15 protein-coding genes and 1 pseudogene are annotated in these 15,702 nt (G+C 49.3%); 3 read left to right on the top strand and 13 right to left on the bottom strand.

Annotation, left to right across the window (positions count from 1 at the left end; genetic code table 11):
- The first annotated feature begins 197 nt into the window (after nt 1-197).
- Nucleotides 198-1,343 (top strand): acetylornithine deacetylase, encoded by a 1,146-nt coding sequence (gene argE / locus C2M34_RS02655; protein ID WP_105257998.1) that lies wholly within the window; start codon nt 198-200, stop codon nt 1,341-1,343.
- 64 nt (nt 1,344-1,407) lie between these two features.
- On the opposite strand, the gene C2M34_RS02660 is transcribed toward argE, so the two are convergent.
- The 13 genes and pseudogenes from C2M34_RS02660 to C2M34_RS02720 all read right to left on the bottom strand — a co-directional run bounded on the left by C2M34_RS02660 (nt 1,408) and on the right by C2M34_RS02720 (nt 12,844).
- Entirely contained in the window at nt 1,408-2,376 is a 969-nt protein-coding gene (locus tag C2M34_RS02660; RefSeq protein ID WP_105199481.1) for a PstS family phosphate ABC transporter substrate-binding protein, read from the bottom strand.
- A gap of 87 nt (nt 2,377-2,463) precedes the next feature.
- A pseudogene (gene phoR, locus C2M34_RS02665) lies at nt 2,464-3,795 on the bottom strand (phosphate regulon sensor histidine kinase PhoR).
- A gap of 67 nt (nt 3,796-3,862) precedes the next feature.
- The gene (gene phoB, locus C2M34_RS02670) at nt 3,863-4,552 is read right to left on the bottom strand and encodes a phosphate regulon transcriptional regulator PhoB (protein ID WP_105199479.1); all 690 of its coding nucleotides are present in this window, start codon (nt 4,550-4,552) and stop codon (nt 3,863-3,865) included.
- Nucleotides 4,553-4,988: 436 nt separating this feature from the next.
- Nucleotides 4,989-6,053, bottom strand: a complete 1,065-nt coding sequence (gene fba / locus C2M34_RS02675) for a class II fructose-bisphosphate aldolase (RefSeq protein ID WP_105213364.1) — start codon at nt 6,051-6,053, stop codon at nt 4,989-4,991.
- 136 nt (nt 6,054-6,189) lie between these two features.
- Nucleotides 6,190-7,368, bottom strand: a complete 1,179-nt coding sequence (locus C2M34_RS02680) for a phosphoglycerate kinase (protein ID WP_105199477.1) — start codon at nt 7,366-7,368, stop codon at nt 6,190-6,192.
- A gap of 41 nt (nt 7,369-7,409) precedes the next feature.
- Entirely contained in the window at nt 7,410-8,420 is a 1,011-nt protein-coding gene (gene epd, locus C2M34_RS02685; RefSeq protein ID WP_105213365.1) for an erythrose-4-phosphate dehydrogenase, read from the bottom strand.
- Between the two features lie 151 nt (nt 8,421-8,571).
- Nucleotides 8,572-9,420, bottom strand: coding sequence for a beta-lactamase regulator AmpE (gene ampE / locus C2M34_RS02690; RefSeq protein WP_105257999.1), 849 nt, complete (start codon nt 9,418-9,420; stop codon nt 8,572-8,574).
- An 18-nt stretch (nt 9,421-9,438) separates the two neighbouring features.
- Nucleotides 9,439-10,011 carry a 1,6-anhydro-N-acetylmuramyl-L-alanine amidase AmpD gene (gene ampD / locus C2M34_RS02695; protein WP_105199474.1) on the bottom strand — a complete coding sequence of 191 codons (573 nt, stop codon included), beginning with the start codon at nt 10,009-10,011 and terminating at the stop codon, nt 9,439-9,441.
- A gap of 35 nt (nt 10,012-10,046) precedes the next feature.
- Nucleotides 10,047-10,304: a hypothetical protein gene (locus tag C2M34_RS02700; protein ID WP_105258000.1), complete on the bottom strand. Its 258-nt coding sequence runs from the start codon at nt 10,302-10,304 to the stop codon at nt 10,047-10,049.
- Nucleotides 10,305-10,571: 267 nt separating this feature from the next.
- Nucleotides 10,572-11,582, bottom strand: a complete 1,011-nt coding sequence (gene gpsA, locus C2M34_RS02705; RefSeq protein ID WP_105199472.1) for an NAD(P)H-dependent glycerol-3-phosphate dehydrogenase — start codon at nt 11,580-11,582, stop codon at nt 10,572-10,574.
- A gap of 3 nt (nt 11,583-11,585) precedes the next feature.
- The gene (secB, locus tag C2M34_RS02710) at nt 11,586-12,068 is read right to left on the bottom strand and encodes a protein-export chaperone SecB (protein ID WP_105199471.1); all 483 of its coding nucleotides are present in this window, start codon (nt 12,066-12,068) and stop codon (nt 11,586-11,588) included.
- Nucleotides 12,069-12,135: 67 nt separating this feature from the next.
- Nucleotides 12,136-12,393 (bottom strand): glutaredoxin 3, encoded by a 258-nt coding sequence (gene grxC, locus C2M34_RS02715; protein ID WP_105199470.1) that lies wholly within the window; start codon nt 12,391-12,393, stop codon nt 12,136-12,138.
- 19 nt (nt 12,394-12,412) lie between these two features.
- On the bottom strand, nt 12,413-12,844 hold the full coding sequence (locus tag C2M34_RS02720; protein WP_105199469.1) for a rhodanese-like domain-containing protein: 432 nt from the start codon (nt 12,842-12,844) through the stop codon (nt 12,413-12,415).
- A gap of 149 nt (nt 12,845-12,993) precedes the next feature.
- On the opposite strand from C2M34_RS02720, the gene gpmM reads away from it, so the two are divergent.
- Together gpmM and C2M34_RS02730 are read left to right on the top strand one after the other, a co-directional pair.
- A complete protein-coding gene (gpmM, locus tag C2M34_RS02725; protein ID WP_105258001.1) occupies nt 12,994-14,529 on the top strand; it encodes a 2,3-bisphosphoglycerate-independent phosphoglycerate mutase in 1,536 nt (511 codons plus the stop codon).
- Nucleotides 14,530-14,538: 9 nt separating this feature from the next.
- A complete protein-coding gene (locus C2M34_RS02730; protein WP_105199467.1) occupies nt 14,539-15,693 on the top strand; it encodes a murein hydrolase activator EnvC family protein in 1,155 nt (384 codons plus the stop codon).
- Nucleotides 15,694-15,702 lie beyond the last annotated feature (9 nt).

The following is a 15,702-nucleotide window of genomic DNA, read 5'->3' on the forward strand; positions in this document are numbered from 1 at the left end:
ACGGGCGAGACGCCCGACGAAAAAAATCGAGTACACAAGGGAGATATGTGTACTCGAACTATCGTCGTGACGTTATGCTAAAGAGGTAGTGAACCATTAAACCAAACCAATATTTATGCTTAAAATGTGAATTGATATTCACTATAAAGACATTTATATTGTTATGCAATCTTTATGAATAAATATTTGGAATTTATATGTCGAACCCAGACTTTCTGACGCGCTACCAGCAGCTTATCGCCGCCCCCTCGATAAGCTCCCTCGATCCTGCGCTTAGCCAGAGTAACCGTGGCGTTATTGAACTGCTGGCAACCTGGTGCGAGTCCCTGGGTTTTCACTGTGAAGTTATTGAACTGCAAAGCGCCCCCGGAAAATACAATCTGCTGGCCAAACGCGGCAGCGGCGCCGGTGGTTTAATGCTGGCCGGGCATACGGATACCGTGCCCTTCGACCAAGGACGCTGGCAGCGGGATCCCTTTAAGCTTATAGCCGAAGACAACAAGCTCTATGGCTTAGGCAGTATTGATATGAAAGGTTTCTTTGCTTTTGTGCTCAGTGCTATTGCCGAGCTCGATAGCAGCAAGCAACAACGCCCCTTATTGTTGTTGGCCACCGCCGATGAAGAAACCACCATGGCCGGAGCTCAAGAAGTGGCCCGTTATCCGGACCTTAAACCCGAACGCTGTATTATCGGCGAGCCCACCGACATGGTGCCAGTATTTACTCATAAGGGGCATATGACCTCGGCGATTCGCATTGTTGGTAAAAGCGGCCACAGCTCAGATCCAGAGCGCGGCATAAATGCCATTGAAGTGATGCATTTGGTGATTCAAAACCTGCTGAAGTTAAAAGAAGAGTTAAAGAATAAATATTCAGTTCCCGATTTTGCTATTCCCTACCCAACCCTGAACCTGGGTCATATCCATGGTGGCGATAATGCCAATCGGATTTGTGGCTGCTGTGAATTACAACTGGATATGCGCCCACTGCCCGGGCTTAGCATCGCCGAGCTGCAGGCCATGCTGCTTGATGCTACCAAGGATATCAATGCTCGCTATCCAGGCTCTGTGGAGGTTTGGGATATGCACGAGCCCATTCCAGCCTTCGCCGGCAGCAAGGACAGCGCCCTGGTGAAACTGGCAGAAAAGCTTTCGCAACAGCAGGCGGTGGCGGTTAACTACTGCACCGAAGCGCCCTTTATCCAACAGCTGGGCTGTGAAACCATAGTCATGGGGCCGGGATCTATCGAGCAGGCGCATCAGCCTAATGAATATTTGGCCATGGAGCGTATCGCCCCTTCACAGCAGATCATAAAAGAGCTTATCTATCAAAGCTGCTGGTAAACAGGCATAAAAAAAGCCCCTCAATGTGAGGGGCTTTGTTATCTAATCAACAAGATTCAAAGGATTACATCAAGCCTAGCTTTTTAAGCTCAGCTTCAACCATTGTATTAGAAAGTGGCACATAACCGTCTTTCTCAACAATTGTTTGACCTGTTTGTGAAAGTACCATTTTAATAAACTCAGCTTCGATAGGCGCAAGCGGTTTATTTGGGTGCTTGTTCACGTAAACGTATAGGAAACGTGATAGTGGGTACTTACCAGTAGCAACATTCTCTAGAGTTGCATCTACGAACTTGTCGCCTTTCTTCGCTAGAGGTACGGTACGAACACCAGAAGTTTTGTAACCGATACCAGAGTAACCAATAGCGTTAACTGATGATGAGATTGACTGTACTACAGAAGCAGAACCTGGTTGCTCGTTTACGTTGTTACGGAAGTCACCTTTACACAGTGCTTTTTTCTTGAAGTAACCGTAAGTACCAGATACCGAGTTACGACCGTAAAGCTGGATGTCTTTAGCAGCCCAGTCGCCCTCTAGGCCGATATCGCCCCAACGGTTAACTTCTTCTGCTGCACCACATTTACGAGTAGATGAGAAAATAGCATCTACCTGATCGATACGTAGACCTTCAATTGGGTTGTCCTTGTGTACGAATACAGCTAGAGCATCAATCGCTACGCGGATTTCAGTAGGCTTGTAACCGTGACGCTTTTCGAAAGCTTCGATTTCTTTCGACTTCATCTTACGGCTCATAGGGCCAAAGTTCGCTGTGCCTTCAGTCAATGCCGGTGGCGCAGTAGATGAACCAGCCGCTTGGATCTGGATATTTACGTTAGGGTAAATACGCTTATATTCTTCTGCCCAGAAAGTCATCATGTTGGCTAAGGTATCAGAACCTACTGATGAAAAGTTACCAGAGATGCCGCTTGTTTTTTCATATTCTGCGATAGCTTGATCTGTGGCCATCGCCTGACCTGCAGTTAGGGCACTAACAGCAACGCCCATTGCAGCAACTAAGTTTTTAAATTTCATTGGGTTCTCCAATTTATCGTCCCATGTTTCAACTGTGACCATTGTGCAGTGACAAAATGACAGTTAGATTACTCGAAAATGACAATTTTATGACTTTGCCGAAAGTGCTGAATTTGGATTATTGGTCACTATCCAGCTCGGCGCGAAAGTAAACCAAAAACACGAGCCCTCGCCCACTGTGCTTTCTATGTGCAACTGAGAATCGTGGCGCGAAAGCACATGCTTGGTAATAGCCAGACCCAGGCCTGAACCGCCGGTTTTGCGGCTGCGAGCCTTATCAACGCGATAAAAACGTTCGGTCAAACGATTAAGATGCTCAGGTGCTATGCCCTCGCCGTTGTCGTTAACGCTAAAGTGGGCATAACCATCCTTACGCTGCCAGCGCACGGTGATTTCACCGCCTTCCGGGGTGTAATGCACGGCATTGAAAACCAAGTTCGAAAACGCGCTTCGTAATTCATCGGCGGCACCGAGAATATCGAGATCTGCATCCACCTCAAAGATCAACTTGTGCTGTTTGTCCTGATTGAGCGACTGCGCCTCGGTATGAATAATTTCCAGCATCTGTGGTACATGCACCGGCTTATCATTGTCATGTTTACGCGCCCCTTCGATGCGGGACAAAGACAACAGCTGATTGACCAGCGAGTCCATGCGTTGACACTGCTCTATCATGGTGCCATGCGCCTTATTCCACATCGCTGGCGGCGGCATATTGTCGCTATCCATCATTTCCAGCTAACCGGTTACCACGGTCAGCGGCGTACGTAGCTCATGGGAGACGTTGGCGACAAAGTCTTTGCGCATCTGCTCGAGCTGTTTTAAACGGGTAATATCGCGCACCACCATCATGATCTGCGACTGAGCATAAGGCATCACCCGGAACTCCAGCACCTGCTCACCATTGTGGGCTATGTCCAGCTCCAGGGCTTCCTCATAGTCGCCATCGGCCATATAGCTGCTGAATTTAGGGTGGCGGATCAGGTTGTCGATGCGCTGGCCATGATCGGTAGGCCATTGCAGTCCTAATAATCGCAGCGCCAATTGGTTACACCAGCCTATGCTGAGATCTCGCTGCAGCACGATAACCGCATCGGGCACAGCTTCCGCCCCCTCGCGAAAACGGCGAATTAAATCGGCCAGTTCATTGCGCTTTTTGCGATTGCGTTGTTGCAGATGGTAGATCCCTTCGAAGACCTGCTCCCAGGCCCCCTCTCCCTCGGGGGGATTAAAGCTACGCTGGTTTATCAACCAGTCGCTGAGACGATACAGTTGGCGATAATGCCATAACAAGAGGGTAAAGGCGCCGAGGAAGAGAAGCAAAAAAGGCGCGCCTACAAGCACGCCTATCAGCACCAATGGTAAAAAATACATAAACAAACGCTTGGTTAGGGTTCGTTTATTAACTACTCGATACATAAAATATCTCTGCTTTATGCCTGGCTAGGCATAAACCTACTCATCCATGAAAGTAATTGATGGCAGGCTAAACCTTACTTGAAAAACGATAACCGGCGCCACGTACGGTCTGTACTAAACGATCATGACCCTTAGGTGAGATGGCTTTACGTAAGCGACGAATATGCACATCCACTGTTCTGTCTTCCACATACACGTTTGTGCCCCACACATGATCCAGTAACTGTTCGCGACTGTACACGCGCTCAGGATGGGTCATAAAGAAGTGCAATAAACGGAACTCGGTAGGACCCATATCCAATTCACTGCCCTGCGAGGTAACGCGGTGTGAAATAGGATCCAGACGTAGGCCATGTACCTCAATGGCCTCTTCCAAAGAAGTAGGCGCCACGCGGCGGATCACGGCTTTAATACGTGCCATTAACTCTTTTGGTGAGAACGGCTTGGTTACATAATCGTCGGCACCAACCTCAAGACCACGAACCTTGTCTTCTTCTTCACCACGAGCGGTCAGCATTATAATGGGGATCTGACGGGTATGCTCATTTTGCTTAAACTTTTTGGCAATTTGAATACCACTGCCACCGGGAAGCATCCAATCCAGTAGCACCATATCTGGGTAAGGCTCAACCATGGCCGCTATCGCAGAGTCGTAATCTTCAGCTTCGATAGCCTGAAAACCATTCTGTTCTAATACAAACACCAGCATCTCGCGGATGGGTGCTTCATCATCAACAACAAGAACTTTACGTGACATTCCATTTATCTCTAATCAGTTTTATTGGACTGATGTCATTATTATGACTTTTTGTGACAGTTTTATGAAAGACTACACCCATAACGGGGATCTCGCAAAAATCCTTTTGATCCGCAGGGATCAGCGTTTTACTAAGCGACCTTGGCAGGATCAGATTTGTACTAAGCAGGCCATGAGGGATCAATATTTTACTAATTGATCCCGGCCGGGATCAGTTTTATACCAAGTATGGCTAAGCCCTCTTTAACTAACCGACTGATAATTGTTCACTTCTTAATCAGGGTTTGCGGCCCTTAGCGGGCAATAGGTAAGATATTGATCCGAAAACATCGTTGGGTTGATAAAAATCTGATCCCAAAGATCGATTCTTGATAAAAGACTGATCCAAAAAAGCCCCGTGAAATACGAGGCTTTTTATCGGGCTAAGTCGCTAAAATTATTTAATTTTAGGGCTTAACTCACCGCTTAGGTAACGCAGATGCATGTCATCAAGCGAGATAGGCTTGATCTTGCTTGCCTGACCGGCAGTACCGAAGGCTTCATAACGCGCTACACAGATCTCTGTCATCGCCTTAGTTGCTTCAGCAAGGAACTTACGAGGATCGAAGTTCGCAGGGTTCTGCGCCAGGTGACGACGAACGGCACCGGTTGACGCCAAACGTAGATCCGTGTCGATGTTTACCTTACGTACACCGTGCTTGATACCTTCAACGATCTGCTCTACCGGCACACCGTAAGTTTCAGGGATTTCACCGCCGAACTCGTTGATCACAGCTAGCCACTCTTGTGGTACCGATGACGAACCGTGCATTACCAGGTGCGTATCAGGAATACGGCTGTGGATTTCTTTGATGCGATCGATAGCAAGAATATCGCCCGTTGGTGGACGAGTAAACTTGTAGGCACCGTGCGAAGTACCACAGGCGATTGCCAGGGCATCAACACCGGTTTTAGCAACGAAATCCGCCGCTTCTTCTGGGTCTGTAAGTAGCTGATCGTGAGATAGTTTACCTACCGCACCGATACCGTCTTCTTCACCCGCTTCACCGGTTTCAAGTGAACCTAGAACACCTAGCTCACCCTCAACAGAAACACCACAAGCGTGGGCCATTTCTACTGTGCGACGAGTTACGTCTACGTTGTACTCATAAGATGAAGGCGTTTTACCATCGTCAAGCAATGAGCCATCCATCATGACCGATGAGAAGCCAAGCTGGATAGAACGCTGACATACCGCCGGTGAAGTACCGTGGTCTTGGTGCATTACTACCGGGATGTGTGGCCACTCTTCGATTGCCGCCAGAATCATATGACGAATAAAAGGGGCACCTGCGTATGCACGCGCGCCGGCAGACCCTTGCACAATAACCGGGCTGTTTGTTTTGTCGGCCGCTTCCATGATGGCACGCATTTGCTCTTGGTTATTTACATTGAAGGCTGGTACGCCGTAACCAAATTCCGCCGCATGGTCGAGAAGTTGACGCATACTGATCAAAGCCATTTCGCTTATCTCCAATTTTTGATAGCACCAGACTATCGGGTTTTTTGAACGGGATGATGTTTGAATTATTTCAAACAAGAGCCTATTGGCTCCAAACACAAGGCCGGCAAAAGTGAGAGGCCGGCCTTATAGTATTTTATTGCTTTGCTCGCTCTTCTAGCATAGCAACCGCAGGTAGTTTTTTCCCTTCCAGGAACTCCAAGAAGGCACCACCACCGGTAGAGATGTATGAAATCTTATCAGCCACATGATATTTATCAATGGCAGCTAAGGTGTCACCACCACCGGCAATCGAGAAGGCATCCGACTCGGCAATCGCTTTAGCTATGCTTTGTGTGCCGTTACCAAATTGGTCAAACTCGAATACGCCAACCGGGCCATTCCATACGATAGTGCCGGCTTTAGCAATGATCTCACCAAGCTCTTTCGCCGTGTCCGGGCCGATATCGAAGATCATGTCTTCGTCGGTTACTTCCTGCACGTCTTTAAGCTGGGCTACCGCCGACTCAGAGAATTCGCTACCAACAACCACATCAACAGGCACCGGAATATCGCCGCCGTTAGCACGGGCTTTCTCGGTCAGCTTTTGCGCTTCGCCAATAAGGTCCTGCTCGTATAAAGACTTACCTACCGGGTGACCGGCCGCTGCGATAAAGGTGTTAGCGATACCGCCACCGGTAACCAATTGGTCCACTACATTTGATAGTGAATCAAGCACGGTTAGCTTGGTTGATACCTTAGAGCCACCAACAATGGCAACCAAAGGACGTCTTGGGTTATCAAGGGCTTTGCCTAGCGCGTCTAGTTCCGCTGCAAGCAACGGACCGGCACAGGCTACAGGAGCATGCATGCCGACACCATGAGTTGAAGCCTGAGCGCGGTGCGCGGTACCGAAGGCATCCATTACGTATACGTCACACAAGGCGGCTAGTTGCTTCGCCAGCGCTTCGTCGTTAGCTTTTTCGCCCGGATTAAAACGTACGTTCTCGAATACCACAACTTCGTTGTCAGCAACTTCTACGCCGTTTAGATAATCTTTCGCTAAACGTACATCTTGTGACAGCTTGTCGTTCAGGTAATCAACCACAGGAGCCAGTGAGAATGCATCGTCATATTGACCTTCTGTAGGACGGCCCAGGTGCGACATAATCATCACCTTAGCGCCCTTGTCTAACGCCAATTGAATGGTCGGCAAGGCAGCACGTAAACGCGCATCAGAACTTACCTTACCATCTTTAATAGGCACGTTTAGATCTTCACGGATCAATACTCGTTTGCCTGCTAAATCTAAATCCGCCATCTTAATGACCGACATTCTCATCTCCTTAGTTATACGTTTTATACAAAGTTAGATGCTTATTGTTGCATCCACGCAGCCGAGGTATCGAGCATTCGATGAGCGAACCCCCACTCGTTGTCACACCATACTAATAGTTTTATCAAACGTTTATGACTAACCCGTGTCTGTGTACCGTCGATGATACAAGAATGTGCATCATGATTAAAATCGACCGACACCAGAGGTTCTTCGGTATAGTCTAAAATGCCCGCGAGGCGCCCGTGTACCGCCTTGGCAATGGCCTGGTTAACATCACTGAGCGAAACATCGCTGTTGACGGTTACGCTCAGGTCCATGGCGGTCACATTAATGGTTGGCACGCGCACAGCAATGGCCTCAAAGCGGCCATGGAATTTAGGTAAAATGCGCTCTATGCCACGCGCTAATTTAGTATCCACCGGAATTATAGACTGACTTGCGGCACGGGTGCGGCGCAAATCATCATGATAAGCATCGATGACCTGCTGATCGTGCATGGAAGCATGTATGGTGGTAATGGCACCAGACTCGATACCAAAAGCATCGTCAAGCACCTGGATCACAGGGACAATACAGTTGGTGGTGCAGGAACCATTGGAAACAATTGTCTGCTGAGCGTTTAATTCGTGGTCGTTAATGCCAAAGACTATGGTGGCATCAACATCGGCATCGGCGGGCTGCGAAAACAGCACCTTTTTGGCGCCGGCCTGCAAATGTTTTTGCGCATCTAGGCGAGAGTGGTACACCCCGGTACACTCAAGTACGATATCAACCTCGTGCTCTTGCCAAGGCAAGGCGCTGGCATCTTGCTCACAGTACAAGGCAATGCTGTCGCCATCAACGATCAAGGCCTGCTCGCCTAGCTCCACGGGAAAGGCAAAACGCCCATGGGCGGTATCATATTTGAGTAAATGAGCTATACCTTCTGGCTTGGCTAACTCGTTGATTGCAACAATTTCAAATTCGTTGCGGCGTCCGCTCTCATATAAAGCACGTAAAATATTACGGCCGATGCGGCCAAAGCCATTAATTGCCAGCTTAATTGCCATAACTACAGACTACCGCCTTGAAAAGTTGCCTATATGCAGGTCTTAAAAGAATGGCCGCTATTGTAATAGACATGGGGCTCAAGTGTAAGGGGGGAGTATAAATAAAAACCGCCGAGCCCCCTAGGTAGGAGGCCCAAGCTTAGCATGGGCTCTAAGACAAACCACCGAACAGGGTAAGTAAAGCGATAAGGGCTAAGAAGAAGAGTACATTACGCTTAACCAAACGCATCATGCATTGGGCTTCAATGGTGCAGCCATAATGTTCTATTTCAATTTGTTCCGCGGCCAAGGCAGTTTCTGTGATCACCTGACGGTTTGACACCGAAAAATCAAGCACGTGGCGCAGCCAGCACTGAGTGCCCTTGGAAAAGTTACCTATCACCAGGTAGCCTAGGCTGGCCACCCGCGCCACCGGCCACTCAAGCCAGTAGATAATCTTGCCCAGAGCCTGATGCCAGGGTGACAATTCATGTTCGGTTTCTTCACTGAAATCGAGGAAACTGCGCACCAAAGAATAAAACAAGGCGCCCGCCGCACCTAAAAATACAAACCAAAAAATAACCGTACAATAAAAACGAAAGTTTACCCAAGCCAGGGTTTGCGCAAAGGTTTCGCCCCCTTCTTCATCTTCGGTGCGTTTTTGTCCCATTTGCAAGGCATAGAGGGTGGCGGCTTCGCCGTCATCCCGAGTCAGGGCGTTCAAATACCCTTTGTAATAGCCGCGCAGGGTGGCACAACCAAAGCAGGTCAAAACCACAGTGGTATTAATAAGCAGTTGCCACAGAACAAAGTCACTCAGATTAGCGAGCGCAAAAACCAACAGACTGGGGATCAGTAACCAGAGGATCATCCCCGCTTCTTTGCCTAGGCCGCTAAAGCGTTTTAACAGCGTCAAACTTTGCCCTTGATACCAGTGGGCATAGGTGGCGATTTGCCAGGTTTTAGAGCGCGCTCCGAGGCGTTCGGCAATAAGCGCAAAAATTATGGCGATCAGGGTCATAGTGGCAAATAAATTAACTTAGATTTCCTTTAGTCTATCGCAATTACTGGTAAATGTAAGGTCAAAAAAGTATGTCCAATCAAACGCTTCCCCCGGATCAGTTTTACGACCTGGGGCAATATCACTGTGCCCGACAATGCGCTCACGGGTGATCTCTGGGTAGCGTTCCATGATGGCCAGGGTCAGTTGCGCCAGGCTCTGATATTGAGCTTGAGTGTACTCACTGCGGTCTGTGCCTTCGAGCTCAATCCCTATGCTGAAATCGTTACAACGCTCGCGCCCGGCAAATTGTGATAAACCGGCATGCCAGGCGCGCTCACTGAAGGGCACGTATTGGCGTACTAGGCCTTCGCGGTCAATTAAGCAATGGGCTGACACCCGAACCCCTTGCAATGAACTAAAGCTAGGATGAGCATCGCAATCGAGGCACCCGGCAAACAAATCATCGATATAAGGGGTGCCGTAGTGCCCCTCGGGCAAGGAAATGCAGTGGATCACCAGCAGTGAAACTTCCTGCTGTGGTCGCACATCGAAATGCGGGCAGGAATACTGCTGCGCGCCGGCGTAAATCCCTTGATCATTAATTGCCATAAGCTCTCCCATCACTTTGCCGTCATGGTAAAAGCCTAGGACTGATGGCGCAAGGGCACTTCGGGATAAAAGTCACATTCACCCTGAGCGTCGATAGCCACGAGTTCATGGTTGCGGTGCAATACCGCCAACCGGGGTGGCGGACAATAGGTGCGCACAAAATCCAGCTCGTAACCTAATTTTGTCAGGCTGTACACCTTGTCAACCTGCTCACCTGTCAGCCTGGCGTAATGTTGGTTGAAAGTCCGTTGGCCGTGGCGGCGCTCAGTGTCCACCTGCTTTGTTGATGCCATGATATCCATCCTTTAGGTATTATACCAATTCACTTAAATAGCTAATCATTCTAGCGGGCTAAATATCATGCTCACTGTGTTGGAGTTTTTCTATGTAGAATAACTACATAAGAAAAATTCCGCCTTGTGATCATATCATTTATCCAGCGCTATCTCTGATCACATACTTAACAGAATTGGTATTCTCCGGATCTTACAGCTTAGAGCATAAAAAAAGCACGGGCAAAAACCGTGCTTTTTTGTGACTGACAGAGCTTGCTCACAAGCTTACTCGGCGCGCTGTTCGCGCCCCAGTAGTGCCATGGCGGCCTCTTTCACGTCTTTGTTTTCATACAGCACCTTATAGATTTGCTCGGTGATCGGCATCTCTATACCACTGCGTTTAGCCAGCATATAGACTTCTTTGGTGTTTCTGTAGCCTTCAACCACCTGGCCAATCTGTTGCTGCGCCGCTTCCACGTCCAGTCCCTGCCCCAAGGCTAAGCCAAAACGGCGGTTACGTGACTGGTTATCGGTGCAGGTGAGGATCAAATCGCCCAGTCCGGCCATCCCCATAAAGGTTTCCGACTTGGCGCCCAGGGCACAGCCCAGGCGACACAGTTCCGCCAAACCTCGGGTGATAAGCGCGGTACGGGCATTGGCACCAAAGCCAAAACCATCTGAGATACCAGCGCCTATGGCGATGACGTTCTTAACCGCTCCACCGAGTTGAATACCAATAAAGTCATTATTGCGATACACCCTAAATGAGCGGCCGCAATGAAGCAGACTAGATAAGCGCTCACAGAAGCTGTCGCTGGTCGCCGACACCGAAATTGCTGTCGGTAATCCCGCCGCCATTTCTTTGGCAAAGGTCGGGCCCGACAATACCGCCAGTTCCACCTTATCGCCAAGTTTTTGCGTCGCCACATCCTGTAATAAGCGCCCAGTTTCCGGCTCTAAGCCCTTGGTTGCCCACGCCACCTTGGCATCGCTGCGCAACATGGGTGCAATCGTTTCCAATAGCCCGGCAAAAGCATGACTCGGCACCACCACCAAAATGATGTCGCTGCTTTGTACCGCTTTTTCTAGTGAGCTTTCAAGGGTCAGGGTTTCGGGAAAAGGAATATCGCCGAGGTACTGTTCGTTTTTGCGTTCGCGAGCGAGCTTTTCTACTTGCTCGGCATCGCGACCCCATAAGGTTACCGGGTGGCCGTTACGGGCGAAACAAATAGCAAGGGCGGTGCCATACGACCCCGCCCCCAGAACAGTTACAGCTGAAGGTGCTGTTGTGCTCATAACTTATGCGTCAGCTTGCTGTGCTTGCTCTGCAGCGCGTTGCTGCATGTATTGGGCAAATAGCGCGTCAAAGTTAACCGGAGCCAGGTTCAACTGCGGGAAAGTACCACGGTTAACCAGGTTAGATACGGCTTCACGAGCGTAAGGGAAAAGTACGTTCGGGCAGAAAGCACCTAGCATATGCGCCGTTTGTAACTCTTCTAGTTCACCGATAGTGAAGATACCAGCCTGTTGGATTTCGCATAGGAAAGCCGTTTCTTCGCCGATAGTCGCGGTTACTGTTAGTGCCAGCACTACTTCGTAGATGCCGTTTTCTAGCTTGTTTGAACGCGTATCTATGTCTAGTTTAACTTCCGGCTTCCACTCTTTTTGGAAAATAGCCGGCGAGTTTGGCGTCTCGAAAGACACATCTTTAGTGTAAATACGTTGAATTGAGAATTGCGCTTGTTGTTGCTCTTGTGCTGCGCCTTGATTTTGCTCTTCCATTGTCGTTCCTTTCAATCTGTTGGTGGTAACGAGCCACAGTCGCTGCGGCCCGATACCTAATAAGTTGTTATACGTTAAGTAACGCGTTTAATTCGCCACGAGCTTCGAGTGCCATCATATCGTCGCAGCCACCTATGTGCTGGTCGCCGATAAAGATTTGCGGCACGGTGTAACCACCATTGGCACGCTTGATCATTTCATCGCGTAGCTCAGGCTGAAGGCCGATATCATACTCGGTATAAGTTACACCTTTTTTATCCAGCAATGCCTTGGCACGCTGACAAAAGGGACAATAATCTTTGCTGTATAAAACTACATCGCTCATAACTTGCTCTTACTATTAATTAGCGGCCCGATACCTGAGGTAGACCGGCACTTTGCCAAGACTGCATACCACCAGAAAGGATAAAGACACTCTCAAACCCAGCTTTACCTAGGTTGTTGGCAATACCCGAGGCCGTCATACCCGTAGCGCATACCAATATAATGGGTTGGCTTTTATGCTTTTCAAGCTCTGCAAAGTCACTTTGTTTCGCTTTTTCCGCGCTTAGGTGAACAGCATTGGCAATACGCCCCGCCGTAAAATCTTTCTGGGCGCGAATATCAACCACTACAGCGTTTTCACGATTCACTAACAAGGTGAGTTGTTGTGGATTGATCTGCTTAATGGCCGAAAACTTACTTTTAAACCATCCCGAAATAAGCATAAACACGATAACCAACCAGATAATGCTTAAAATCGGATGATTACCGATAAATTCTATGTATTGTTCCATACGTTTTACTTTGTTAATTCAAACCTTGAGGGCGGCACAAGTATACACATTTGCCTTGCACTTACCAATTAGTGAGATATTTTCTACTGCGATATTGTGCAAAAAACGGTAGGATATTAACAGCACGTGCACATTACCCAGGAGATACAATGACACAGCCCAAAAAGCCGCTCGTTTTGATGATTCTAGACGGATGGGGTTATCGTGAAGAAAGCGAAAGTAACGCCATTTTAGCCGCTAACACCCCGGTTTTAGACAAACTTTGGCAACAATGCCCACATACGTTAATTTCCGGTTCCGGTATGGACGTAGGTCTTCCCGATGGGCAAATGGGTAACTCCGAAGTGGGTCATGTGAATCTCGGTGCCGGTCGCGTTGTGTACCAGGACTTTACCCGTATCACCAAGGCTATTGAAGATGGCACCTTTGCCACTAACCCTGCCCTGGTTAACGCCATTGATGCTGCCGTAAATGCAGGCAAGGCAGTACACCTAATGGGCCTGATGAGCCCAGGCGGCGTACACAGCCATGAAGACCATATTATTGCCGCCATCGAGCTTGCAGCTGAGCGCGGCGCACAAGAAATTTATGTTCATGCCTTCTTAGATGGCCGCGATACGCCGCCACGCAGCGCCGAAGCCACTTTGAAGAATATCGACGCCGCCTTTGCGCGCGTAGGTAAAGGCCGTATTGCCAGCCTGATCGGCCGCTACTATGCCATGGACCGAGACAACCGTTGGGAGCGCATCGAAAGCGCCTACGACTTGATGGTCTTGGGCGAAGCCGAATATCACGCCGCCGATGCCGTAAGCGGATTACAGGCCGCCTATGAGCGCGGTGAAAACGACGAGTTCGTAAAAGCGACCGTGATTGGCGAGACCGCCGCCGCCATTAATGATGGCGATGCAGTGTTGTTTATGAACTTCCGCGCCGACCGTGCCCGTCAAATGACCCGCACCTTTGTCGATGCCGACTTTAAGGGTTTCAACAAAAAGAAAACGCCACAACTGGCCGCCTTTGTCATGCTTACCGAATATGCTGCGGATATCGATGCGCCTGTGGCTTTCCCACCTGAGCCGCTTAACAATGTACTCGGTGAATGGCTGGCCAAGCATAATAAAACTCAGCTGCGTATTTCCGAAACGGAAAAATATGCACACGTTACCTTCTTCTTCAGTGGTGGTCGCGAGCAGGAATTTGCAGGTGAGAGTCGCGAGCTTATTCCTTCTCCCGATGTAGCCACCTATGACTTACAACCGGAAATGAACTCTGAGCTTCTGACCGACAAGCTGGTTGAAGCCATTCACAGCGGCAAGTATGACGTGATCATCTGTAACTACCCTAATGGCGACATGGTGGGTCACTCGGGTGTATTCGAAGCGGCTGTGAAGGCCTGTGAAGCGGTTGACCATTGTATTGGCCGAGTGCTTGAAGCCCTTGAGCAAAGCGGTGGCGAAGCACTGATCACCGCCGACCATGGTAATGCCGAGCAGATGCAAAATGCACAAACCGGTCAGGCCCATACCGCCCACACCAGTGAGCCGGTGCCCTTTATCTATATCGGTCGCGATGCCGAGCCGGTAGCGGGTAAAACCTTGAGCGACGTGGCGCCGACCATGTTGCATCTACTAGGCATGGAGCAGCCTGCGGAAATGACAGGCTCGCCAATCATGCTGCTGCGTTAATCATTGCATATGTTTAGGTTTATCCACCTAGGCTCGCAAACAAGAGTGTCGCTGCTAAGCGCGGCGCTCTTGTCCTTGTGTGCCCTGCCCGCCAGCAGCAATGAAAACCGCACCAAGCAAGACTTAACCGAGGTTCAGCAGGAGATAAAGAAAAACCAGAATAACCTCTCAAGCCAGAAACAATCTCTGGGCTCGCTGCAACAGCAATTAAAAAAATCAGAGAAGGCCATTGCCAACAACGCCAAAAAGTTAAGAGAACTCGATGGCCAAATAAATACCAACCGCCAGCAACACAACGAATTACAAACGCAGGCGCAAGAATTAGAACAGCACAGAAAAACCTTAGACACAGCTTTGGCGGCGCAGCTTAAAAGCGCCTACATGGTCGGCGGTCACGATTACTCCAAGTTGTTACTCAATCAGCAAAACACCGCAAAATTAGAACGCACCATCAGTTATTACGATTACCTCAATAAGGCGCGTTTAGAACAACTTGATGAGCTTAGAGAAACCCTAGAAGAAATAGAACAAAACCAATTGGCGCTGGCGCAAAACCGCGAACAGCTTGAGCAACTGCGCAGCCAGGAAGAAGAGCAAAGGCAGCAATTATTGGCCGCCAAGACCGAGCGTCAGTCTCAGGTAAAGGCGCTGCAAGGCGAATTGAATCAACTGCAAAGCTCCATCGCTTACCTCAAAGACAACGAACAAACCCTGATCACCACCCTGGAAGAGCTTGAAGACTCCAAGGCTCGTCAGGTGGCTATGCTTGGCCTGGCCAGCAGCAAGGGCAAACTGGCCTGGCCGACACGAGGGCCGTTAAAACACCGTTTTGGCACCCGCAAACGCCCTGGCTTTAATTGGAAAGGCGTGGTGATCGATGCTAAAGAAGGCAGCAATATTAATAGCATCGAAGACGGTCAGGTGGTATTTGCCGACTGGCTTAAGGGCTTTGGCTGGGTCATGGTGGTTGACCACGGCAAAGGTTATATGAGTCTTTACGGTCACGCCCAAGCCCTGCTTAAGGAAGTGGGCGATCAGGTTTACCAAGGCGAAGCAATAGCCCTGGTTGGTCAGAGCGGCGGCCAGGTTGATCCTGGTCTATACTTCGAGATACGTCACAAAGGACGTGCCGTTAATCCAACCACTTGGTGCAGGTCCTCATAATTGAATAGC

Origin of the sequence: Pseudoalteromonas sp. T1lg88 (assembly GCF_002964765.1) — a bacterium.
In the GTDB taxonomy this organism is placed as follows: Bacteria; Pseudomonadota; Gammaproteobacteria; order Enterobacterales; family Alteromonadaceae; genus Pseudoalteromonas.

Bases quoted from the DNA above. Each gene is read 5' to 3' on its own strand.
- ampE (WP_105257999.1), bottom strand. From the start codon at position 9,420: ATGACCCTGATCGCCATAATTTTTGCGCTTATTGCCGAACGCCTCGGA.
- C2M34_RS02660 (WP_105199481.1), bottom strand. From the start codon at position 2,376: ATGAAATTTAAAAACTTAGTTGCTGCAATGGGCGTTGCTGTTAGTGCC.
- grxC (WP_105199470.1), bottom strand. From the start codon at position 12,393: ATGAGCGATGTAGTTTTATACAGCAAAGATTATTGTCCCTTTTGTCAG.
- fba (WP_105213364.1), bottom strand. From the start codon at position 6,053: ATGGCTTTGATCAGTATGCGTCAACTTCTCGACCATGCGGCGGAATTT.
- secB (WP_105199471.1), bottom strand. From the start codon at position 12,068: ATGGAAGAGCAAAATCAAGGCGCAGCACAAGAGCAACAACAAGCGCAA.
- C2M34_RS02700 (WP_105258000.1), bottom strand. From the start codon at position 10,304: ATGGCATCAACAAAGCAGGTGGACACTGAGCGCCGCCACGGCCAACGG.
- ampD (WP_105199474.1), bottom strand. From the start codon at position 10,011: ATGGCAATTAATGATCAAGGGATTTACGCCGGCGCGCAGCAGTATTCC.
- phoB (WP_105199479.1), bottom strand. From the start codon at position 4,552: ATGTCACGTAAAGTTCTTGTTGTTGATGATGAAGCACCCATCCGCGAG.
- C2M34_RS02720 (WP_105199469.1), bottom strand. From the start codon at position 12,844: ATGGAACAATACATAGAATTTATCGGTAATCATCCGATTTTAAGCATT.
- gpmM (WP_105258001.1), top strand. From the start codon at position 12,994: ATGACACAGCCCAAAAAGCCGCTCGTTTTGATGATTCTAGACGGATGG.
- argE (WP_105257998.1), top strand. From the start codon at position 198: ATGTCGAACCCAGACTTTCTGACGCGCTACCAGCAGCTTATCGCCGCC.
- C2M34_RS02730 (WP_105199467.1), top strand. From the start codon at position 14,539: ATGTTTAGGTTTATCCACCTAGGCTCGCAAACAAGAGTGTCGCTGCTA.
- epd (WP_105213365.1), bottom strand. From the start codon at position 8,420: ATGGCAATTAAGCTGGCAATTAATGGCTTTGGCCGCATCGGCCGTAAT.
- gpsA (WP_105199472.1), bottom strand. From the start codon at position 11,582: ATGAGCACAACAGCACCTTCAGCTGTAACTGTTCTGGGGGCGGGGTCG.
- C2M34_RS02680 (WP_105199477.1), bottom strand. From the start codon at position 7,368: ATGTCGGTCATTAAGATGGCGGATTTAGATTTAGCAGGCAAACGAGTA.